Source organism: Ectobacillus antri, assembly GCF_003852715.1.
Lineage (GTDB): Bacteria > Bacillota > Bacilli > Bacillales > Bacillaceae_G > Ectobacillus > Ectobacillus antri.
The window spans coordinates 1-22668 of record NZ_RIAV01000009.1; the positions used below are offsets into that span (position 1 = coordinate 1).

Consider the following 22668-nt stretch of genomic DNA (forward strand, 5'->3'; position numbering starts at 1 on the left):
CTACTACAACCATAAACGGATCAAGGCAAAATTAAAGGGCATGAGCCCGGTTCAATACCGGGCTCATGCCCAAGAGGCTGCCTGACACACCCGTGTCTAACTTTTGGGGGCCAGTTCAATTTTTGGGCGCTTTTTTCATTGTTTGTGAAATTGTGCCATTTTAACAAACATATCCATATTTTCGTTCAATCCGCACACAGCACATTGTACACGATAATCTGGCCCTTGATAGGACATATGAAAAGGTCCTGCATCTTCAGCAAATTCCTGTTCCACGCTGCCGGATTGCGGATTGAGTTTTACTTGTTTTACTTGTTTTACTTGCTGCGCAATTAAATTAAAACGCGTTCGGTTTGTCTTACAGGACGGACAAAGTAAAGGTTCTATGATATCACCTCCTGTTTTTAGCTTGACATAAATGGGAATTCTTATACAGAAGAGATATGTACACCTATTGCAAAAAAATACAAATGCGATATACTAAAAGAGAATTACATTATAAACATGTAAGGGAGACTATGTATATGTTAGGTGCCGTTCTTAACTAACCGTAATTTCATACGGTCAATTGCAAGCTTACCTATCTTGAAAAAAACGACAAGATTAGGTTTATTTAGCTATGCCTGCGATTGATAGTTAAGAACGATAGTCATAGCATCCGAACCATTGTGTCCTTTTCGGCTGTGCGCTTTCGCACAGCCTTTTTGTATAGGCACAAGTGTATCTGCGCAATGAACTAAGTTCATTGCGCTTTTTTTATAAAAAAGGAGGAACAAACATTGAATACAGACACATTTACGGTCTTAGGTTTACATCACATTAAAGAAGAAGTAGCTCATTATGCCATAACTGATTTGGGTAAGGCGCAGGTGCGTGCCTTGGATCCCCACACAAACTTAAAACAAATTCGTGCGTTGCTAGATGAGATAACCGAAGCGAAACGCATCTTAGAAAAAAGCACTAGCGTACCAATTCATGGTTTAAACGGGATGGATTATTTACTGAAAAGCTTGAACAAAGGGATATCTCTTCGTCCAGATCAATTAGTGGGATTATACGATTTCTTAGATTGCTGTCGTAAACTGAAGCGTTTTATGGAAGACAAGGTACCCATTGCACCGCGTGTAGCATCTTACGTGTATGGCATTGAGGAGTTACCACATTTAGCCGAGGAGATCTATCGTTGTATTCGGAATGGGATGGTAGATGATTACGCGAGTAAATCTCTTGAAAAGGTTCGAAAACAAATACGAACCCATGAAGAACGTTTGAAAGAAAAAATCCAACAACTTCTCAAGAAATACAAAACGTACTTACAAGAAAGCATTGTGAGTGAGCGAGATGGACGCTATGTACTTGCGCTCAAAAAAGAACACAAAGGTAAAGTGAGTGGAGCAGTCCTTGATGTATCTGCATCTGGCTCTACTTTATATATAGAGCCAGATGAATTAACGCGTGGGCAGGAGCAACTGCTTTTATTACGTGTGGAAGAGGAAATAGAATGTCAACGTATTTTGAGCTATTTGACAGGGCTTGTAGAAGAACAAGAACCTTCTATCCACTTGGCTGTAGAAACGATGGTGCATTACGATGTACTGTTTGCCAAAGCCAAATATAGCCGTGCAATTGGAGGACGTAGTGTAGAAGTGAACGAATCTCATTATATTTCTTTGAAATCGGCTCGTCATCCTTTACTAGGTGAGAAAGCTGTACCCCTTACCGTTGAAATGGGAGAAAACTATCATGCCTTAGTTATTACAGGACCTAATACCGGTGGTAAAACGGTGACAATTAAAACGGTCGGTTTATTAACACTAATGGTGCAATGTGGTTTACATGTTCCTGTTGAAGAAGGAAGTCATATTGCTGTTTTTCAACATATTTGGGTAGATATTGGTGATGGGCAGAGCATTGAGCAAAACTTAAGTACATTCAGTTCACGCATTGTCAATATTATTCAAATTTTAAAGCAAACAAACGATCGAAGCCTTGTATTACTTGATGAGCTGGGTTCAGGAACAGACCCTGGCGAAGGAATGGGTCTCGCAACAGTAATTTTACAGGAGCTGTACAAAAAAGGAGCTACCTTGCTTGCAACGACGCATTATAGTGAAATTAAAGATTTTGCAAATCAGCAGGAAGGCTTTATTAACGGTTCTATGGAGTTTGATTTACAAACATTACGTCCTACGTATCGACTACTAATCGGAAAGGGTGGGGACAGTCAGGCATTTGCAATTGCATTGCGTCTTGGTATGCATCCAAAGCTGATCACAGCGGCACATATGATTACGTATAAAGAAGAGAAAGAATATGAAACAGTCGCAGAGACTTCTGCCAAAAAAGAAATGGATAAACAATTAGCAACGAACCGATATATCAAACGACATCGTGAAGGAAAAGAAAAGCAAATTCATGTACCAACATTTGTCATAGGTGATAATGTGCAAATTACCGAGACAGGCGAGTTTGGAATTGTTTATCAAGGTCCGGATGATACAGGTAATTATGTTGTACAGGTCAAGGGTGAAAAGCGAATGTATAATCATAAGCGGCTAAAGTTGTACATTGCTGCTGCTGAATTATATCCGGAAGATTACGACTTTGCGATTATTTTTGATACAAAGGAGAATCGTAAAAAACAGCGTATAATGGAAAAACGCCATGTGGACGGCTTAACAATTGAAAGAAAAGAAGAATAAAAAAACCCGCAACTGCGGGTTTTTTTGTTAGATTGTATGAAAGGTTCCGTTAAGAGGATTGAGATTCTTTTGTTTCCAAAGACATAGCTTTTGGTCTAGATAGTAGTAAAAATAAAATCAGAAGGGAAACTAGACCGAAGATTAGCACCATATACTGCAGACCGATTGTGTCTAAAAATAAGCCTGTAGCCAGTAAGACGACCTGAAACATCACGCGCTCAAACATATTGCGAAAAGAAAACAAGCGTCCGTGGTAGGTTTTTGCAATTTTAGTTTGGAAAACAGTTGAAGCAACCGGGAAAAATCCACCTACACCAAGACCAAAAATTGTAAAGGAGACAAGTGACATCCATTTGATATTGCTAAAAAATAATGAAAGATGTGCAAATGCAATAATAAAACTGTACGTATACATCAAACGCTGCGGAGAAGTCCGTTTAGACGCATATTTAACAAAAAAAGCACCTAACATAAATGCAACACCTTCCACAGTATATAACAAACCTTTGATTGCCGGATCTTTCTGCATTTCGCTAATGTTAATCACCATTAAGTTAAATCCACCGATAAACAAAAGGGGAATAATGTTGAGAACTAATGTATTAAATGCAACAGGAACTTCTTTTAAAATGCGAAATACCTCAGTAAATCCTGCTTTTTGATTGGTTGCATTTTTGGAGGGCTGTACAGGCGTATCTTGAAATTCTAACAAATATGTCGAAGCAAATAAAAGCGCATATGCTAGCATAGAAAAGCCATACATATACTCAAGACTTAACACAACAAGCAAAACGCCCCCAATGGAAGTCCCTGCAATTCTAGCAATCGTGGCGACATTCATGTGCATACCATTCATTTGTAAGAGATCTTGATCACGTACGACAAGAGGAATGACTGCTTGCAAAGCCGGAAAGTAAAAAGCAGCTGAAATTTGAATCGCAACCATGAAGAATACCATGTACCAAACATTATCAAAGTGCAGGGCAAGAAACATAAATACAACACTTACTACGCGTCCAAATCCTGCGTATAATAAAATCTTTTTCTTAGAAGCTTGGTCAATTAATCTTCCAGCTAGCGGGCCAACCATAACGCCTGCCAACAATCCTGCAAACATAATTAAAGATTTCTTGAAGTCTGACGGAATATGTCGCTGCATAAACTCTAAATTACCGATAATGCCTAGCCATAAACCAATACCTGCAATAAATTCACCCATTAAGATAATCCAAACGTTTTTATTTTTCCACATAAGATGTCCTCTGCCTTTTAGTTTATATGATGTATTAATTACTTAATGAAATAAAAAAGAAACCATCATATCAATTTAAACTGTCCATCACAAAGGTGTCAAGAATATTATGAAAATATGAGATTTTTTCGATTATTATGGTTTTATTCCGTGTATACTGTATGTGGACGTACTTACAAGCAAGGAAGTATGGAAAATGGTGAAACGAATCACAAGACATACAGTAGAATTATTAGCGCCTGTAGGGAATGGGGAATGTCTAGAAGGACGAACCTATATACCATCTAAAGCGGAATGGAACAAATTGAAGCAGCCTCTTTAACAGATATTGATTATATTTACGCAGATTTTGAATTTACAACGGACTATCCAAAGGCAGTAGTGTATGGCGCTCATTAAAGGCGACTAATCAGCTTGGTGTCACAAGAGGACAACTTATCAAAAAAGAAAATGTGAGTCGAACAAATGTGCAATAAAACTCGCAAATGTGGGTTTTATCTTATATAGGGGGATTCTATGAAAAAGAACCGTTTTCATTGCTGTGCAACTTGTGTGCATTTTGCTGTAGTGAAATCAACAAATATTGGATACATCTGTACCAGATTGCAATACGAAACGAAACCGGACTATGTATTCAATTGTTGGGATCCAAGATCTGCTGTACAAAAATTGATTAAAAAAGAAGATAAAGAAAGAGGATAAAATGAAAGAAGCCTTTGAAGAAAAATGGTTACCTACTTATATTAAACCCAATATTACCGTATTGTTTTGTGGCATTAACCCTGGGCGTATTTCAGCTACCGAAGGATATCATTACGCAAATCAGGCAAATTTATTTTGGCGTGGGCTGTTTGAAGGTGGACTTACTCCGTATCAACTCAAGCCCGAGGAAACAGCACAGCTCCTTCGCTGGAATTACGGTATTACAGATCTGGTAGCTCGCCCAACTAGATCATCCGGCGATTTACACACGCAAGATTACAAGATGGGTGCAATTGAATTTCAGCTTCTTGTTATCACGTACAAACCCAAAGTGATTTGTTTTAACGGCATCACCGCTTTTCGACATGCAACAGGAAAAAAGAAAGAGAAGATAAAACTTGGTATACAAAACGGTTTATTTTTTGGAAATGAATCATGGGAAGGGTGTTATGTGTTTGTAATTCCATCTACAAGTGGTGCTAATGCTAGCTTTTCTAGAGATGAAAGACTTGCGATGTTCAGAAGGCTACATGATTTCCTAAAAGAAAAAGGGTGGCAATAAGCCCCCCTTTATTCGGAAATAATCTCGTATTCTTCATCTTCTAAAAGCAAAATTTTAAAACGCTTTTCTTTTGTTGTAACAGCAATTACATCATAAGCGCCTAAATGTTTTGTTTTGTTTGGAGAAGCATTGAGCATCCCTTCAACAGAGTCAATTAAAATATCTTCCTCCATATACGCAGGGGGAATTGTCAATTCCTCTGTTTCTAGTACACAATTGTACATTGTTGCAAGTAACTCAGGTGAAGGATTTTCTTCTTGCACATCAATAATCTCTTTAATACTTTCAAAGTGTTCTTCTTTTGGTTGGTAAACGCGGATTTTCGCCATAGAAATTCTCCTTTATGTATCAAACTCTTTGTTATTATAACGCGAGTGTTTCTAAAAATTCAAATGACAAGGAAAATACAGGTTCACTTGCCAAGAATGTGTTATCGGCAAATCAGAATAACGGAGCTATAATGTAGTTACATCTCTGACAAACTTACGCACGGAACAGGGTCAGGTCTTGACGGAAGCAGCTCACCAGCGTAAATTGTGCAGAGTTTTTCTAGTTTGTACGCAGTATATGACGAATAGATACATAATATGTAAAAATAATTCATGGAATTTGTCTGCTTTTATCAGACTTTGCGCTTGCCGAGGAAATAATAATAAACGGGAAATTTCCTTATTTCAATTGACGGTAGACGAGTTTTTCCCATATGCGCCAAGGTAGTATCTTTTTTATCCATATCGTCAGAGAAACACCTTTTCCTACTGCATAACGTAAGGACGGATCTGTTGTTTCTATAATACGTATAATTTTTTGTGCGACTTCTAAAGGATTTCCAAGTGACGAACTTCCTGCAGAAATGTGTTGCTCCAATCGTTGCATGTACGTATAATACGGTGAATCTGGCTGTGAAGGTGAAACTTCACGACCTGAAGACCAAATATTGGTTTGAAAAGACCCGGGTTCTATTAAGACAACGTGAATACCAAATGGCCTAAGCTCCAAACGCAAGCTTTCACTCCAACCCTCTAAAGCGTGCTTGGACGCAACATAGGGGGATAAACCAGGAAAACCAATGAGTCCACTGATACTGCTCATATTGATAATATAGCCACTCTGTCTTTTTCTCATTAGTGGCAGCACAGCTTGTGTGACAGAAATAGCACCAAAGAAATTGGTTTCGAATTGTTTTTTATAAGAAGCGATGGATATCTCTTCTGTAAAGCCTCCCATAGCAAACCCAGCATTGTTTACAAGTACATCTACTCGGTGTAGCTGTCTTACATAAGATTCCCACTGTTTTAAAGATGTCTCACAGGCCACGTCCAATTCGTAGAGAACAATCTCAACATTTTGTAAGCTAGCCTGCTCTAAAAGCGCAGCGCCTTTTTCTATAGTTCTCACTGTTGCAATAACATGAAATCCTTTTTTGGCTAATTCTAACGCAGCCAAAAAACCAAACCCACTTGAAGCTCCAGTTACAATCGCAACCTTTTGATCCATCCGTTTGCCCCCATTCGTTTTCTTTCTAACTATGCAGTTTAATTGAAATGTAAATAAAAGAACGCTTTTCTATTGGCTGTGTTAAAACCTGATACTGCTAGTGGCACTTGTTGATTGGAAGAAAGGGTTAAGAAGCAAGTCAAAGGGAGACCCGGCAGGCGCATAGCGCTGAGGAGGCTCCCTGATCGCCCACGGAAAGCGACCCATCCCAACGGAAATCAACAACAAACTTTAACAACACCTTTGTATTTATAATATATATCATATCTTATTTTCACTAGAACTTCCCTACTAAAACATGTAGAATAATAGATACATGCAACGTATGAGAGCGGGGGATATGAATGCTATATTATAGAACTTACACAACAGAACAGCACAGCCCTTGGGTCGTATTTATTCATGGAGCAGGCGGCAGTTCGTCCATTTGGTATAAGCAGGTGAAAGAGTTTAAAAAATACTTTAATGTATTATTAATAGATTTAAGAGGTCACGGTAAATCGCAAAAAGGTAGTTGGAAAAAAGGAGATACGTTTGTGCAGGTAGCTGATGAGGTGATACAAGTGTTGAATCACCTACATATTAAAAGTGCGCACTTTGTTGGTATTTCTCTTGGAACAATTGTCATTCAAACGATGGCACATAAGTACCCAGAGCGCATCCGCTCTATGGTTTTAGGAGGAGCGGTCGTCACGCTAAATTTCCGTACGAGTTTCTTGCTTTCAGTAGGTCATGTTGGTAAGTATATTATACCTTATATGTGGTTATATCGCTTATTTGCGTGGATTATTATGCCAAAGCGAAGTCACACAGAATCAAGGCATGCTTTTGTTAGGCAAGCAGCCAAGATGTGTCAAAAGGAGTTTATTCGGTGGTTTTCACTGACAAAAGCCGTGCAGCCATTTTTAAAAAAGCTACAAACAGACTTTTTCGGCATTCCTACACTTTTTGTAATGGGAGAAGAAGACTATTTATTCCGCGCACCTGTGAAAGCGCTTGTACAAAGACAACAAGATGTGAGTCTGGTTTGCATTGAAGGTGCTGGTCATGTGTGTAATATTGATCAACCAGATCGCTTCAATGAAATATCACTTCGGTTCATTCAACAACCGAAGCAATGGAAGCGTGCGCAATGAAAAGACTGTTTATGATAAGGGGGATATGATGGCCTATACGGCTACAAGCCTGCTTTCACAGCGGACAAACCCGTTAATACGGGAAAACTCTTAACAAGTTAGAATCCCTTGTCGCATGCGGATTATTTTTGCGATCCAGGTATTATTGATACAGTAACCGATGGTTTGGCGCGTGTATGGAGACAAGTAAATCGTAGATAAAAACACACCAGATGCGGTGTGTTTTTATCTATCATGGGAAAGTTGCATATTTTGCAGAAAAAGGGTGGCAGATAAATAACGCTTGGCCATCATTTGAAAATAAGCAGTATGAACAGATAAAGTAGCAATGATAATCACATTCCGAATTGCCTCGCGCTGTGTTTCAGTTGTATTTGGAAAAGACATAGCAAGTTCTGCTGCTTTAGCTTTAATCGTCTCTTCAATACATGCAATGGTACTTTTGTCTGTTTCTATATACACCTTATCGTTATGTGTAAGCTCTTCAAACAAAGATGAGTATGCTTCGTACAGAAAAATAGGATTAATTAAATCATCATCTCTGTTATCTGGATCATTGACAATTAATTGAAGCAATTTACGAATTGATTCAAAATCAAGAGCAGTTTTTAAATCCTCGACTATAAATAAGAGTGCCACTTGCTCCAGTGCGTATTTTTTACCACGTTGTGGTGTACTAATCATTTCTTTTACATCACGCTTTACCCAATTTTGTAATGCAGTAAGGGAAAAGTTTGTATTTTCAATTTGGTTACCAAGCGCTGAGATTTCTGTCAATGAAAAACCAATGTCCTGTTCTTTTGTTCGCATGATTTTTTCTAATACAGGAGATAATGTAGCCCCCGCTAGAAGAGAATTGATTGTTTCTTCTTTATGTGTCCGACGCCAGGCTTCTTGCATAATCGTCAATGGTTGTTTTTCGTGCCAGCCTTTTAATGACAACAGTAAGTTTGCCATTTCTTTTCTAGTGAGAAGAAAGGTAATCATAAACGTTTCTCCATTTCTTTTAAGTTCTTATGAACTTATCATAGTTTGCGTACAGCCGAAAGTCAATTGTGATATACAAAAGATAATGAAAAACTGAAGTGTATTATTAACAGATACACTCATGCAAGTAGTGATGATTAAGGTCATATGAAAAGTAGATATGAATATAGCAAATTATACTTGATTTCTCTTTTGTAAGTTCATATAATAGGTTCATAGGAACTTAAAGCAAGTTGTTATTTGGAAATTTTTCTTGTTTTAAGGTGTACAAGCTAAATACATCATAAGGAGAACATTCACATGCGTAACAAAATAATGGCAATGATTACAGCGTTTGCACTTACCTTTGCGACTCTTAGTTTCACAACAGTAGATTATGCTGCAGCAAAGGGCTATAAATCAGGAAAACGATCCTTTACACCCAGCCAAAATCAAACAGTTCCGACCAATAAAAATCAAAACTCGAATATTAAGCAAACAACACCTTCTAAGCCAACTCCATCGGCTACAACTAAACCGAAAAGCAAAGCGGGAAGCTTCGCCAAAGGTTTGTTACTTGGTGGCCTTGGTGGCTTATTGTTAGGTAGTTTATTTGCAGGACTTGGTCCAATTGGAACAGTCTTAGCATTTATGATAAATATGATGTTATTTGTAGGTATCATTATGATTACAGCCAAGCTATTTAAAGCGTACAAGAAAAAACGTCAGAAAGAGCGTGAAGCATGGAAACGGTAAAAATTTCTGAGCAAGAAATTATCAATGCGCTATGCGTGTATATTGCAGATAAAAGACAGGTAGCGCCTACAGATGTTTTAGCTGAACTGATGTATGACGATGAATATGGATTTTCAGCCGAGGTGGAAGTAAACGGCCGCACACAAATTTTAATTAAAGCGAATTTAATCGAAGCACTTCGTTTATGGTTAGAAGAACGTGGGTTAGACCCATTTGCGGCTCGTTTGCAACTGAAGCTTGATGAGGACGAGGGTATTATCGCCATTGCGACATTTTAAGAAGAGCATATGCTCTTCTTTTTTTGTATGGTTTTGTTCATCTTGTATTCATAAAGATGTTATACCATAACAATAGTGTGCTATCTTTGTAAAGGACATGCTAATAGTAGCATGAATGAAATAGGGAGTGAAACTGATGATACATATATTGATTGCGGATGATGATATACATATTCGTACGCTACTGCGTCATTATTTGCAGCAAGAAGGCTACCTTTTATTAGAAGCGGAAGATGGTGCTGTTGCTTCACACCTCTTAGAAACGGAAACAATTCATTTAGCTATTGTTGATATTATGATGCCTTATAAAAATGGGTATGAGTTATGTGAAGAAATTCGAAGGCATTATGATATACCAGTCATCATTTTGTCGGCAAAAGAACAACTCCTCGATAAAGAGCGCGGGTTTTTGGCAGGAACAGACGATTATTTGGTGAAGCCCTTCGAGCCAAAAGAGTTGTTGTTTCGGGTAAAAGCATTGTTGCGGCGCTATCAACTTGTACATGCAGATATCATTACAGTTGGCGATACGTTAATTGATCGAAGAAGTTATGAAGTACGATGTGGAGGTAGTACGATCTTATTGCCACTCAAGGAATTTGAGCTTTTGGCACAACTTGCAAGTCACCCAGGGCGCACGTTCACACGTGAGCAGTTAATTGATTTGATTTGGGGAATAGATTTCGAAGGAGATGCTCGTACCGTCGATGTACATGTGAAACGTTTACGGGAACGCTTTTCTAATCGGACACATGCGTTTATCATCTCCACCGTTCGGGGAGTAGGCTATAAATTAGAGGTGAAGGCCTTTTGAAGACATTATATATTCGCTTTGTACTAACGGCTATTTGTATTTTAATTAGTAGCAGTTTACTCGCTTTTTTTCTAACAAACGCGTATTACCAAGTTTATTTAAAACCGTTCAATGACAAAAAAATTACGAAAATTGCCCAAGAGACTGCAGCGTTCGTTACTACGCTTCCCAGTGTTGCACTATCTGACTATATGGAAACTGTCGCTCACTCAGGTTATCAAATTTATATCACAAATGAACAGGGACGAGATGCTTACTATGGTAATGCGTTTAAAACAAAATACCTGCCACATACTGTTGTTGCAACTGTATTAGACGGAAAAGTGTATCATGGTATCAAGAATTTTCCAAAGAGGTTGTTCATTACTGGCTTTTTTGATGATGAATTACTTAATACTATCGGTGTTCCATTTCAGATAGATGGCAACAAGTATGCCTTGTTCATTCGTCCGGATGTAGAATTACAATTCGGAGAGATGCGCATCTTTTTTGCGCAATTACTTTTATTAAGTTTAGTTTTGACAGTGCTGTTTATATTCATTGGAACACGATATATTGTAAGGCCTATTCAAATCTTAACGAAAGCAACAACGAAAATTGCCCAAGGTGATTATAATATACAGCTTGCAGTTGATCGGAAGGATGAAATTGGAACATTGGCAAAGTCATTTGAACGTATGACAGAAAGCATACAACGTTTAGAAGAGATGCGACAAGAATTTGTCGCAAATGTTTCTCATGAAATTCAATCGCCGCTCACTTCTATCCAAGGCTTTTCACACGCTCTACGTACGGAACATGTGACGGAAGAAGAACGAAAACAATATGCTTCCATTATAGAGGAAGAAAGTAGGCGCATGTCTGTTATGAGTAAGCAATTACTTCTTTTAGCTTCCTTGGATAAAGAGCGCGATATATTGGAGTGGACGACATTTGATATAAGAGAACAAATTCAACAAATCATTCATGCCACCGCCTGGTCCTGGCGTGAAAAAGAATTGGGAATTGAGATGGATTTACCATCTACATATATAAAAGGTGACAAGCGCTTTTTGCATCAGGTTTGGCTCAATCTTATTCAAAATAGCATTAAGTTTACAGAACCTGGTGGTACAATTCTCATATCGGTCCGTATGATAGAAAAAGATTCCATTCAAGTAACGATACAAGATACAGGGCAGGGAATCCACGAAGAGGATATGCCTTATATATTTGATCGGTATTATAAAGGAGATAAGGCTAGAACAAGAAAAGAAAGTGGAAGTGGACTAGGTCTTTCCATTGTGAAGAAAATCATCTATTTACATAAAGGAACGATTACAGTACAAAGCGAAGTAGGAAAAGGCACTGTCTTTCAAGTTATACTTCCACGCTAAAAACGGGACAAAGCGGCCAAGGTCGTATTGTCCCGTTTTTAGTGATTTCATCAAATGTAAACAGTTGTTCATATTGCGTTCATGTTCCTTTTTTACCATGTTCTTGCATAGAAGTTACCTACAAACAAGGAAATGGAGTTGAACGATATGTTTTTAGCAATACGAGAATTAAGGCACGGGAAATTTCGCTATCTGCTAATTGGGTGTATTATGCTGCTTGTCTCATGGCTGACGTTCATTGTATCCGGATTGGCCAATGGTCTTGCCCTAGATAACGCATCTGCTATGAAAAATATGAAGGGAGATTATGTACTCCTGCAAAAACAAGCAGAGCAAAAGCTTGCTAGATCTGTACTTCCACCCACTCTATTAGAGGAAGTGCAGCAGCATGCGGAACAAGCCGCCTCATTAACACAAGCGACTCTAACACTAACGACAGAGAAACAAAACAAGAAAATAGATGTTACTGTTTTTGGAACAGAGGCAGACAGTATACTTATGCCAACAGTCACAGAAGGAAAAAGCTTGGGGCAGGTTGGCAAACAAGAGGTCATTGCTGATATATCCCTAAAAGAAAACGGAATTAAAATTGGTGATATATTGCAAAACGAGGATAGTGAAATCAAAGTTAAGGTCGTAGGATTTGCAAAAGGACAGCTGTTTAGTCATATGCCTGTCTTATATACAGATAATGGAAGTTTCCGAAACTTAATGAAGCTTACCGGAAAACAAACGAAACCTTCTTATAATGCAATTGTTATAGAAGGAACTCCTGATATAAAGAAAACATTGGAAACCAAGATTTCAGATGTAGAGGTGATAACAAAGGAAGAGGCAACACACGGTATTCCTGGTTATAAGGAAGAACAGGGTTCACTTACCATGATGATCACATTTCTTGTCATTATTGCGGCATTTGTACAAGCGGTATTCTTTTATGTGATTACACTGCAAAAAACAAATCAGTTTGGCATATTAAAAGCAATAGGAGCCAAGACATCTTACTTAGCAAGAAATTTGATCGGTCAGGTTCTTTTACTTGCAAGTGGAGCTGTAATCGTGAGCATCCTTCTTACTTTCGGAACGAGTGCCTTGCTTCCAGCTAGTATACCGTTTGAGCTGAACGGCAGCATGCTACTTCAGTATTCCGGACTGCTCATCACTGTAGCGGTAGGTGGGGCTCTGTTATCGTTGCGCCGCATTGCAAAAATAGATGCTATTGAAGCGATTGGGAGGATGGAAGTATGAAAGATAAACTTGTACTTGAAAACATTAGCAAAGTATATGGGGAAGGTGAAACGGCAGTCACTGCACTACAGGAGGTCTCACTTCGTGTAAAACAAGGAGAATTTGTCGCGGTAATGGGACCTTCAGGTTCTGGAAAAAGCACCTTTTTATCCATTGCAGGTGCCTTGTTGACACCTTCAGGGGGAACAATAGCAATTGACGGACGTGATATTACAAATCTTTCTTCCAAAGAGCTACATGATGTTCGTATTCACGATATTGGTTTTGTGTTTCAAGCAGCGAATCTAGTTCCGTATCTGCATATATGGGATCAATTATTGCTTGTACCAAGACTGGCAAAGAACATGGGAAAACAAGAGGAGGAAAAAGCAAAGACTTTATTAGAACGTTTAGGGCTTGCACACCGTATGCGACATTACCCTGAACACTTGTCAGGAGGAGAACGACAACGTGTGGCTATCGCTCGTGCTTTTATGAACGATCCAGCTGTTATTTTGGCGGACGAACCAACCGCAAGTTTGGATTCAAAACGAGGGCGAGAAATCGTTGAGATGTTGGCACAAGAAGTCAAAACAAGAGGAAAAGCAGCTGTGATGGTCACGCATGACGAACGAGTGTTAGATGTATGTGATCGCATTGTGACAATCAAAGATGGTGTTTTATATAACTAATCGTATCAAACGAGAGATGATTTTATCTTGTGAGATGAAGTACAATATAATAGAAAGAAATTATACGAAAAAGGTGTTTGCTATGAAAAATTATATTGTGATTGGCGGCGGTATTTTAGGCGCTTCCGCTGCTTATCATCTTGCAAAAGAAGGCGTCTCTGTCACATTAATTGACCGACAAGACCCCGGACAAGCAACAGCGGTTGCAGCCGGCATTATTTGCCCTTGGTTGTCACAGCGTCGTAATCAAGCTTGGTATCAACTTGTTAAGAAGGGAGCTGCTTATTACGAAACGCTTATACGAGATCTTGCACATTGGGGTGAGATGGATACAAGTTATAAAAAAGTCGGTGCGCTCAGTTTACACACAGACGCAGATAAATTAGAGAAGATAGAAGAGCGTACTCGTAAACGTTTAGAAGACGCACCGGAGATAGGAAGGGTTACAAGACTGTCGCCTGAAGAAGCAGGGACGAAGTTTCCAGTATTGGCACCCGAATATGCTGCTGTTCATGTAAGCGGCGGCGCGCGTGTGAATGGACGTGCTTTAAGAGATGCACTAATAAGGGCAGCTCAAAAAGCAGGTGCTTCCGTCCTATACGGTAGCGCAACATTGCTTTATGATAAACAACTTATAAGGGGCGTCAAGGTAGAAGAAGAAACGCTTGATGCTGACGAGGTGTTGGTAACGGCAGGTGCCTGGGCAAATGAAGTATTGGCGCCCCTTGGAGTAAATTTTCTTGTTTCGCACCAAAAAGCGCAAATTGCACATCTTCAATTAGAAGAGAATAGCACAGGAGAATGGCCTGTTGTGATGCCCCCAAATAATCAATATTTACTGGCTTTTGAGAATGGACAAATAGTGGCAGGTGCTACCCATGAGGATCATCCCAACTGGGATTTGCGCGTCACGGTAGGTGGTGTGAATGAAGTAATTGGTAAAGCAGTTGCCGTTGCACCGGGACTTTCTAATGCAACACTTACTGAAGTTAAGGTCGGCTTCAGACCGTTCACACCTGGATTTTTACCTGTAATCGGACGTGTGCCAGGCTACAGCGGATTATTAATTGCAAATGGGTTAGGTGCTTCTGGTTTAACAATGGGCCCTTATCTCGGCTGGCAGCTCGCCAAGATTGCCTTACATCAACCAGTGGACATTGATCTTAGTTTGTATGATGTAACGCATGCGATTGAATCCCCTGAATTGTAATTAAACATTTGACAGATTATAGTTCCTATGGTAATAAAATAAGTGCTAGCACTTTGAAAAACAGAGTGCTAACACTGTAAATAGAAAGGGGACTGTATCATGGAAAAAAAGCAATTTCAAGCTGAATCTAAACGCTTATTAGAAATGATGATTAACTCCATTTATTCTCAAAAAGAGATTTTCCTGCGCGAGTTGATTTCCAACGCAAGCGATGCCATCGATAAAATGTACTATAAAGCTTTAACAGATGAAAGCATCACATTCGATCAAAGTCAATACTACATAAAAGTAACACCAAACAAAGAGAACCGTACACTTACTATTACGGATACAGGGATCGGAATGACAAAGGAAGAACTGGAAACGAACCTGGGTATCATAGCGAAAAGCGGTTCTCTTGCCTTCAAGACAGAAAATGAGAGCAAAGATGGTCATGATATCATCGGTCAATTCGGCGTTGGCTTCTATTCAGCCTTTATGGTCGCAGATGTGGTGACAGTGATTACAAAAGCATTTGACAGTGATCAAGCATACAAGTGGGAGTCAGAGGGAGCAGACGGTTATACAATTGAACCATGCGAAAAAGAAACTAGAGGTACAGAAATCATCTTAAAAATCAAAGAGAATATCGAAGAAGAAACATATGATGAGTATCTAGAAGAATATCGCCTGCGTGCCATCATTAAGAAATACTCTGATTTTATCCGTTATCCAATTAAGATGGATGTTAGTGAAACAAAGCCAAAAGAGGGTAGCGAAGGTGAATTTGAAAGTGTACAAGAAGAGAAAACCATCAACAGCATGGTACCAATTTGGCGCAAAAACAAAAGCGAGCTCACAACAGAAGATTACGAGAACTTTTATGCAGAAAAGCGTTATGGCTTTGATAAACCACTAAAGCACGTCCATATCAGCGTAGATGGTGCAGTTCGCTACAATGCAATTTTGTTTATTCCAGAACAAATGCCGTTTGACTATTACACAAAAGAGTTTGAAAAAGGTCTTGAATTGTATTCTAGTGGCGTTTTAATTATGGAAAAATGCTCAGACTTGCTTCCAGACTACTTTAGTTTCGTAAAAGGTATGGTTGATTCTGAAGATCTATCATTGAATATTTCAAGGGAGATTCTACAGCATGATCGTCAATTGAAGCTCATCGCAAAAAATATCAAAAGCAAAATTAAAACACAACTTCAGGCATTACTCCGTGACGATAGAGAGAAGTATGAAACATTCTACAAATCGTTTGGTCGTCAATTGAAGTATGGCGTATACAGTGATTTCGGTGCAAACAAAGATACCTTACAGGATCTATTATTGTTCTATTCTTCTAAAGAGAAAAAGATGGTTACCCTTGACGAATATGTATCGCGTATGCCAGAAAGTCAAAAATACATCTACTATGCATCTGGTGAAAGCAATGAACGTATTGAGAAAATGCCACAAACGGAAGCTGTTGCAGAAGCTGGGTATGAAATTTTGTACTTTACAGATGAAGTGGACGAATTTGCGATTAAAATGCTCATGACGTATAAAGAGAAGGAATTTAAATCTGTTTCTAGCGGCGATTTAGGAATTGAAACAAATGAGCAAAACAAAGACGTAACAGAAGAGCAAAAAGCGCTGTTTGACTCTATGAAAGAATTACTTGCTGGCAAGGTCAAAGACGTTCGTCCATCAAAGCGTTTAAAAACACATCCAGTTTGCTTCTCTACAGAAGGAGAAGTTACAATTGAGATGGAAAAAATCTTGAAGGCAATGCCGCATAACGAAAATATTCAAGCAGAGAAAGTTTTAGAAATTAATATCAATCATGAAGTATTCCAATCGCTGCAAGATGCATTCGCTCAGGATAAAGAAAAGCTACAGCTATATACAAGCTTATTATATCATCAGGCATTGCTGATTGAGGGATTACCAATTGAAGATCCGGTAGAATTTACGAATGACATTTGTAAAGTGATGGTGTGATAAAAGGCGCGGAGAAATCCGTGCCTTTTGTTATGCTAAATTCAATGAGAACATCAAGAGTATCATTTGTTTATCTTAAATACTTTTAATAAATGAATGTGTTTTTATTTATGTCCTCATACTAAAGTAGGAGAATTTATTATCCTCAAGTACGTGTTTTAATATGAATGTCTTTAATTATAATAGATAACAACAATATTTATTAGAAAGGAGCGTATGTTGTGCGTAACATTAAGTTATATGAAACACATATCTATACAAAAAACTTGAAGAAAGCTATTGAATTTTATCAAAGCTTGGGACTAGAGCTTAGTTATGCAGTATATGAGCGAAAGGTAGCCTTTTTCTATTTAGGTGATATTTCAAAAAAGGAGCAACTATTAGGGATATGGGAAGTATCTCAAGAGCGCTTTATTAAATCTCATTTTGCATTTTATGTGTCATATGATGAATTATTACAATCTCCATCGTATTTACGTGCAAGAGGTATTTCACTTGTTCCTGATTTTGGATTAGATACGAGTGAACCAATTGTTCATCCTTGGATGCCGGCAGCTAGTTACTATTTCAAAGATTTGGATGGAAATCTACTTGAATATATAACCTTATTGGATGGAGAAGCAAAACCTAATTTAGAACCTATGCACCTGAGTCAGTGGTTTAGAAGTAAATAGAGACAAAAAGAAGGGGAAGTTAACGTGATTAACGGGCTTTTTGAAATACATATTAATGTTTCTAATGCAGATATTTCTGTGGAATTTTATGAAAATGGTTTGGGATTAGAACGTATATTTTATGATAACAAAAGACGATCTTATTTTTTTATTGGGTTGGTAACCCAGGTGAGGCAATGTTAGGTATAAGAGAAAACTATCCATCAACTGATATACAACGCCAACATTTTGCATTTAAAACATCCGTTGAAGAGTTAAAACGAGCAGCAGATTGGCTAAGAAAGAAAGGTATTCAGCCCGAGAATTTTTTTTGGAGAGAATCCCGAGGAGTTGTATGTGTTTTCATTTATGCCTGCCGTGTCTATTTATTTCAAAGATCCAGACGGACATTCCTTGGAATTATTAGCAATGTGACCACATCCACCGCAACCTCAATACGGGATTGTTAGTTGGAAGAAATGGGAACAGCTACACGAGAAAAAGTAAATTTGTATGTGTAAAATAGGCGACCTGTACAGGTCGCCTATTTTATATGTATTGCTGTATCCACAAACTAATTTCATTAGTTTGTGCTTGTAATTAAACTAATATTGATATATATTTTACTAAAGGTGTTAGTTTTTTGGTTTTTACTATTGGTTTTATTAAGGAGGCCTAGTGTGTTTACTTTAAAAAGACTATCGAATTGTCATTTAGATGAAGTAGTGGAGGCATGGAACTTAGGATTTCAAGGATATTTTGTAAACATGGAAACCACAACAGAGAAATTCCTTAAACGTTTTGTGTCAGAAGGATTATCACCTGATTTATCCATAGTTGTTTTTAACGGAAATAAGCCAGTGGGCTTGTTGTTGAACGGAATCAGAGAATTAGGAGGTTTGGAACGTCGGCACAGCCATAGCTCTCCCTTATCGACAAAAAGGAATCGGAAAGATGCTGATAAATAAAGCCTTCGATATCTATCAGGAAAATCTTGTAGAAACCGCAATTCTGGAGGCGATCACCGATAATCATGCAGCTATCGGACTGTATACGTCATTGGGGTACGAAAAAACCGATATTTTACATTATATGGGACAAAAAGGGAAGATTTCATATCCTGTCTCACAACCAACGTCTTAGCAAATCGAAGTTGACCTTCCGCGACGAATACAATTCTTATCATTCTATAACCATGCTGCTCCATGGCAAACGCAATGGTTTAACGTAACGGATGGAAAAAGCGGCTATCATGAGGGACTCACAAGGAAGCCCGATAGGATATGCTCTATACAAGGAAACATTTGACGATTCCAACATAAAACAAGTAATGTATTGTATCAATGTGTGTTGCGGGACAGCTGCGAGCCGCCTTTCCGTTTCCAGCGTTAGCGACCTTGAATAAAGAAGTAGCACTAAAGAGTGCACAAAAGTTACGTGGATGTCAACCTGCTGTGTTAGCAGTAGGACACGGGAACTTGCTAAAAAATCCTGTACCGGCTATGGACAAAGCGATTATGAGGACTTCTCGTAAAATCCATTAAAGGTGCGTGTACACCTACGGAAGGGGACACATGATGAAGAACATCAATTTAGCCTTGCGTTTCTGTTTAGAAGTATGTGCGCTGTTGGCAATAGGATATTGGGGATTTGTTGTTGGAACTACACTTATGCATAAGGTGTTGCTGAGTTTAGGTGTCCCTCTGATTACAGCTCTCATCTGGGCGACATTTGGTGCACCAGGAGCGAAGAGAAGATTATCCGAAAGTTCTCGTGTATTGCTTGAGCTTGTAATCTTAGGGACCGCTGTAATACTGCTATATAGAACAGGCAGCACGATGCTGGCAGTTCTCTTGGCCGCATTGATTGTAATCAATCGAACACTAATGTACGTATGGAAACAATAGCATGAATATAAAAGTTGACGGGGCTACATGATTATTACATTTTAACAACGTGGGTGAATAGAATGAATTTTATTATATTTACATTTCTTTTTGTAGTTGTTTGCGGCTGGCTGGATTATAAACTAGATATAAAATAAAGAAAGAGCGTGATAGCATATGTTCGCAGGACATTTTGGTGTTGCAGCGGCCGCGAAGGCAAAAGCTCCTCGTGTGCCGCTTTGGGCATTGATGGTAGGAACACAGCTTATTGATATAATTTTTGTCCCCCTATTACTAAGCCGAATCGAAGGGATGGAACAAGTTCAACAGAAAAGTTATGGGGGAATGTTGATCTTTGCCCAATATTCCCATTCTTTAATTGGCGCCTTGCTGATTAGTGCAATTGTATGGGTATTAGCAAGAATATTTTGGGGTAATCAAGGAGCTGTTTTTCTGGCGGGTGTTGTATTGAGTCATTGGTTTTTGGACTTACTTGTGCATCGCGCAGACTTACCTATTTTACCCGGTAATATGGGAGATCTTCCTCTGCTTGGTTTTGGCCTGTGGGAATCTTCTGTGACAAGTGTGATAATAGAATTCATCCTTATCTTGATTGGTATGATCTTTTACACGCGATCCGCCCTGCAAAGGGGACAAGAAAAAAAACGCAGACGTGCTGTCATTGCTAGTGCTGTCATGAGCATTCTTTTGGTATTAGCGCTCTTGACCGATTTTCTAGGTGTGTCATGATTCCTGCGTTACTAGACAAAGTTCTTTACTATTTATGTTATGAACAGATCAGCTTTCGCTCAGGGGGATAAAGGGTTAGGAAAAATCAGTATGAAGTTTTATATTAAGTCCCAACCTTAGAAGAATATCAATATCTATGCTCGAGTGTGGGCTGGCAAGAGCATATGAATTTCGAGGTTGCAGAGATATCATTGAAAAATTCCGTTTTCGCTGTGACAGTTAAAGACGGTAATGAAATAATAGGTATGGGTAGAATTGTTGGGGATAAGGCGATTTATTTTTATATTCAAGACATAGTGGTGCATCCTGCCTATCAAGGAAAGGGGATTGGAGGGGAAATCATGAATGCGTTGATCACATATTTAAAAGAAAATGCCCCTGATAAGGCGTTCGTTGGATTATTCGCATCGGAAGGAAAAGATAGCTTTTACGGACAGTATAATTTTAAAGATTATTCCCCTCATATGACCGGGATGTTCACTGTAATCATAAAGTAAACTCATTATTTTTATTCTTGTAACTGCTAAATTGCTTAGAGAACTTAAGTAAATCGATTTATAATTACGAATAAAGAAATATATGTACTAAATTTGAGATGTAAATGATTAAGTGTCTTAAAAATTAGGATATATCCTTATATTAAAAGTCCTGCTCTTTATAGCGGGACTTTTAATATATATGATAAGTAAGTCTGTTCTGAAAAGACAAACGTACATATTGAATGAATTAGACATACGTCTAGCCTTTTTTAAAACAATTTGCATATACATAAACTATAACTAGTTATCGGACAAGTAGATACTAGTAGATTGAGAAAGGAAGAATCAATACAACAATGGATATTCACATGATGATTTCAGTGTTCGTATTCTTAATCACAACTGCAGTAATTTTTTGGAGGCCAAAAGGGATTAGCGAAGCATGGCCGGCAGCAATTGGCGCAGGAATAGTATTGTTGACAGGTGTTGTATCTCATGCTGATATCCTGGATATTATCCAGAAGATTGGCGGAGCCTCAATTACCATTATTGCAACGATCGTCATGGCTGTCATATTAGAAAGTTTCGGTTTTTTTCATTGGTCAGCTGCGCGACTGGCACAGTTAGCAAAAGGTTCAGGTTATAAATTATATTGGTACATTCAATTATTATGTTTTTTAATGACCCTGTTATTTAACAACGATGGTAGTATCCTTATTACGACCCCTATTTTAATTTTACTTCTCAAAAATCTACAGCTAAAGCCTCACCAACAAATTCCCTACCTATTAACTGGTGCATTAATTGCTACAGCATCAAGTGCTCCTATTGGCGTAAGTAATATCGTTAACTTAATAGCATTGAAAATCGTTAATATGTCTCTTTATATGCATACTGCAATGATGTTTATACCTTCATCATTAGGTTTGGTTTTTATGTCTTGGCTAATGTATGTAGTAGTAAAGAAAGAACTTCCTAAGAAATTACCAGATTCAGTGTATGACGTTGAGCAAATATTTTTTACGAAGAATTTTCATCCCTTAAAAGGGCATGCATCCGTTGAGACAAAAAGTCAACGCACAAAATTTATGGTAAAAATCTTATTATTTGTTTTTATCATACGCTGTTCACTCTTTGTTGCATCATTCTTAGCAATTCCAATTGAGATTGTTGCGGTGTTAGGTTCACTGATTTTGCTTGTATGGAGATGGTATCAATTACGCACCAATCCGATTGATATATTAAAGAAAACACCTTGGCACATCCTGATCTTTGCCTTTTCTATGTATGTACTTATTTATGGCCTTCACAATGCAGGATTGACAACATTTCTTTTACAAATATGTGAACCAATTGTTAAACAAGGCTTATTTGAAGCAAGCTTCATTATGGGTGGCTTAGTGTCCATATTATCCAACTTTTTCAACAATCATCCAGCTTTATTGATTGGAACTATCACATTAACAGAAATGAATCTGGACCCTATCACTTTAAAAACGATGTATTTAGCGAGCATCATCGGCAGCGATGTAGGTTCATTATTGCTACCTATTGGAACATTAGCCTCTTTAATTTGGATGCATATTTTAAGACAAAACAACATCAAAGTTACATGGAAGGATTACTTAAGCGTATCGTTAATTGTCATTCCAGTATCAGTGATGGTCACCTTGTTCTTGTTATATAACTGGATACAAATCATTTTTTCCTAAAACGAGTCTGAATCTGTTCTATTTCTTTTCCTTTTTACGAATAAAGA

24 protein-coding genes and 1 pseudogene are annotated in these 22668 nt (G+C 38.3%); 20 read left to right on the forward strand and 5 right to left on the reverse strand.

The genetic code is table 11. The features are described 5' to 3' along the window. On the forward strand, positions 1–85 hold an 85-nt coding region (locus EEJ45_RS10125), incomplete at its 5' end, for an IS3 family transposase (protein WP_164464214.1). A 50-nt stretch (positions 86–135) separates the two neighbouring features. Here the strand turns inward: EEJ45_RS10125 and EEJ45_RS10130 are convergent. Further along, positions 136–387, reverse strand: a complete 252-nt coding sequence (locus EEJ45_RS10130) for a DNA alkylation repair protein (protein ID WP_124564813.1) — start codon at positions 385–387, stop codon at positions 136–138. Positions 388–779: 392 nt separating this feature from the next. On the opposite strand from EEJ45_RS10130, the gene EEJ45_RS10135 reads away from it, so the two are divergent. Then, positions 780–2702 (forward strand): endonuclease MutS2, encoded by a 1923-nt coding sequence (locus EEJ45_RS10135; RefSeq protein ID WP_124564698.1) that lies wholly within the window; start codon positions 780–782, stop codon positions 2700–2702. Between the two features lie 49 nt (positions 2703–2751). Here EEJ45_RS10135 and EEJ45_RS10140 read toward each other — a convergent pair whose 3' ends face one another. After that, positions 2752–3954 carry an MFS transporter gene (locus tag EEJ45_RS10140; RefSeq protein ID WP_124564699.1) on the reverse strand — a complete coding sequence of 401 codons (1203 nt, stop codon included), beginning with the start codon at positions 3952–3954 and terminating at the stop codon, positions 2752–2754. 516 nt (positions 3955–4470) lie between these two features. Here EEJ45_RS10140 and EEJ45_RS10145 point away from each other — a divergent pair. Together EEJ45_RS10145 and EEJ45_RS10150 are read left to right on the forward strand one after the other, a co-directional pair. Continuing rightward, positions 4471–4656 (forward strand): hypothetical protein, encoded by a 186-nt coding sequence (locus EEJ45_RS10145; RefSeq protein ID WP_124564700.1) that lies wholly within the window; start codon positions 4471–4473, stop codon positions 4654–4656. 1 nt (position 4657) lies between these two features. Beyond that, on the forward strand, positions 4658–5218 hold the full coding sequence (locus EEJ45_RS10150) for a mismatch-specific DNA-glycosylase (protein WP_124564701.1): 561 nt from the start codon (positions 4658–4660) through the stop codon (positions 5216–5218). A gap of 8 nt (positions 5219–5226) precedes the next feature. Here the strand turns inward: EEJ45_RS10150 and EEJ45_RS10155 are convergent, their stop codons facing one another. Together EEJ45_RS10155 and EEJ45_RS10160 are read right to left on the reverse strand one after the other, a co-directional pair. After that, the gene (locus EEJ45_RS10155) at positions 5227–5547 is read right to left on the reverse strand and encodes a hypothetical protein (protein ID WP_124564702.1); all 321 of its coding nucleotides are present in this window, start codon (positions 5545–5547) and stop codon (positions 5227–5229) included. A 340-nt stretch (positions 5548–5887) separates the two neighbouring features. After that, a complete protein-coding gene (locus EEJ45_RS10160; protein ID WP_124564703.1) occupies positions 5888–6715 on the reverse strand; it encodes an oxidoreductase in 828 nt (275 codons plus the stop codon). 344 nt (positions 6716–7059) lie between these two features. Here EEJ45_RS10160 and EEJ45_RS10165 point away from each other — a divergent pair, with 344 nt between their 5' ends. Next, the gene (locus EEJ45_RS10165) at positions 7060–7851 is read left to right on the forward strand and encodes an alpha/beta fold hydrolase (protein ID WP_124564704.1); all 792 of its coding nucleotides are present in this window, start codon (positions 7060–7062) and stop codon (positions 7849–7851) included. 225 nt (positions 7852–8076) lie between these two features. On the opposite strand, the gene EEJ45_RS10170 is transcribed toward EEJ45_RS10165, so the two are convergent. After that, positions 8077–8838, reverse strand: a complete 762-nt coding sequence (locus EEJ45_RS10170) for a DUF1836 domain-containing protein (RefSeq protein ID WP_124564705.1) — start codon at positions 8836–8838, stop codon at positions 8077–8079. 300 nt (positions 8839–9138) lie between these two features. Here EEJ45_RS10170 and EEJ45_RS10175 point away from each other — a divergent pair, with 300 nt between their 5' ends. The 15 genes and pseudogenes from EEJ45_RS10175 (at position 9139) to EEJ45_RS10250 (ending at position 22621) form a co-directional block, all read left to right on the forward strand. After that, positions 9139–9573 carry a hypothetical protein gene (locus EEJ45_RS10175; RefSeq protein WP_124564706.1) on the forward strand — a complete coding sequence of 145 codons (435 nt, stop codon included), beginning with the start codon at positions 9139–9141 and terminating at the stop codon, positions 9571–9573. Beyond that, positions 9561–9851 (forward strand): YxcD family protein, encoded by a 291-nt coding sequence (locus EEJ45_RS10180; RefSeq protein ID WP_124564707.1) that lies wholly within the window; start codon positions 9561–9563, stop codon positions 9849–9851. The genes EEJ45_RS10175 and EEJ45_RS10180 overlap by 13 nt, the downstream gene beginning before the upstream one ends. Before the next feature lie 136 nt (positions 9852–9987). Then, positions 9988–10665 carry a response regulator transcription factor gene (locus tag EEJ45_RS10185; RefSeq protein ID WP_124564708.1) on the forward strand — a complete coding sequence of 226 codons (678 nt, stop codon included), beginning with the start codon at positions 9988–9990 and terminating at the stop codon, positions 10663–10665. Next, entirely contained in the window at positions 10662–12041 is a 1380-nt protein-coding gene (locus tag EEJ45_RS10190; protein WP_124564709.1) for a sensor histidine kinase, read from the forward strand. Before EEJ45_RS10185 ends, EEJ45_RS10190 begins: the two co-directional genes overlap by 4 nt. Before the next feature lie 147 nt (positions 12042–12188). Then, positions 12189–13289 carry an ABC transporter permease gene (locus EEJ45_RS10195; protein ID WP_124564710.1) on the forward strand — a complete coding sequence of 367 codons (1101 nt, stop codon included), beginning with the start codon at positions 12189–12191 and terminating at the stop codon, positions 13287–13289. Continuing rightward, on the forward strand, positions 13286–13960 hold the full coding sequence (locus EEJ45_RS10200) for an ABC transporter ATP-binding protein (RefSeq protein WP_124564711.1): 675 nt from the start codon (positions 13286–13288) through the stop codon (positions 13958–13960). The genes EEJ45_RS10195 and EEJ45_RS10200 overlap by 4 nt, the downstream gene beginning before the upstream one ends. An 82-nt stretch (positions 13961–14042) precedes the next feature. Continuing rightward, positions 14043–15170: an NAD(P)/FAD-dependent oxidoreductase gene (locus EEJ45_RS10205; RefSeq protein WP_124564712.1), complete on the forward strand. Its 1128-nt coding sequence runs from the start codon at positions 14043–14045 to the stop codon at positions 15168–15170. Between the two features lie 99 nt (positions 15171–15269). Beyond that, positions 15270–17141 (forward strand): molecular chaperone HtpG, encoded by a 1872-nt coding sequence (gene htpG / locus EEJ45_RS10210; protein WP_124564713.1) that lies wholly within the window; start codon positions 15270–15272, stop codon positions 17139–17141. Positions 17142–17362: 221 nt separating this feature from the next. Next, positions 17363–17815 (forward strand): VOC family protein, encoded by a 453-nt coding sequence (locus EEJ45_RS10215; RefSeq protein WP_124564714.1) that lies wholly within the window; start codon positions 17363–17365, stop codon positions 17813–17815. A 659-nt stretch (positions 17816–18474) separates the two neighbouring features. Continuing rightward, positions 18475–18762: a hypothetical protein gene (locus EEJ45_RS10225; protein WP_124564715.1), complete on the forward strand. Its 288-nt coding sequence runs from the start codon at positions 18475–18477 to the stop codon at positions 18760–18762. After that, positions 18749–18937, forward strand: coding sequence for an N-acetyltransferase (locus EEJ45_RS19070; RefSeq protein WP_124564716.1), 189 nt, complete (start codon positions 18749–18751; stop codon positions 18935–18937). The genes EEJ45_RS10225 and EEJ45_RS19070 overlap by 14 nt, the downstream gene beginning before the upstream one ends. 431 nt (positions 18938–19368) lie before the next feature. Then, the gene (locus EEJ45_RS10235) at positions 19369–19701 is read left to right on the forward strand and encodes a YrdB family protein (protein WP_124564717.1); all 333 of its coding nucleotides are present in this window, start codon (positions 19369–19371) and stop codon (positions 19699–19701) included. 156 nt (positions 19702–19857) lie between these two features. After that, positions 19858–20430 (forward strand): metal-dependent hydrolase, encoded by a 573-nt coding sequence (locus EEJ45_RS10240; protein ID WP_124564718.1) that lies wholly within the window; start codon positions 19858–19860, stop codon positions 20428–20430. Between the two features lie 107 nt (positions 20431–20537). Beyond that, positions 20538–20927: pseudogene (locus EEJ45_RS10245) on the forward strand (GNAT family N-acetyltransferase); the annotation flags it as partial. Between the two features lie 338 nt (positions 20928–21265). Then, positions 21266–22621, forward strand: coding sequence for an arsenic transporter (locus EEJ45_RS10250; protein WP_124564720.1), 1356 nt, complete (start codon positions 21266–21268; stop codon positions 22619–22621). Positions 22622–22668 lie beyond the last annotated feature (47 nt).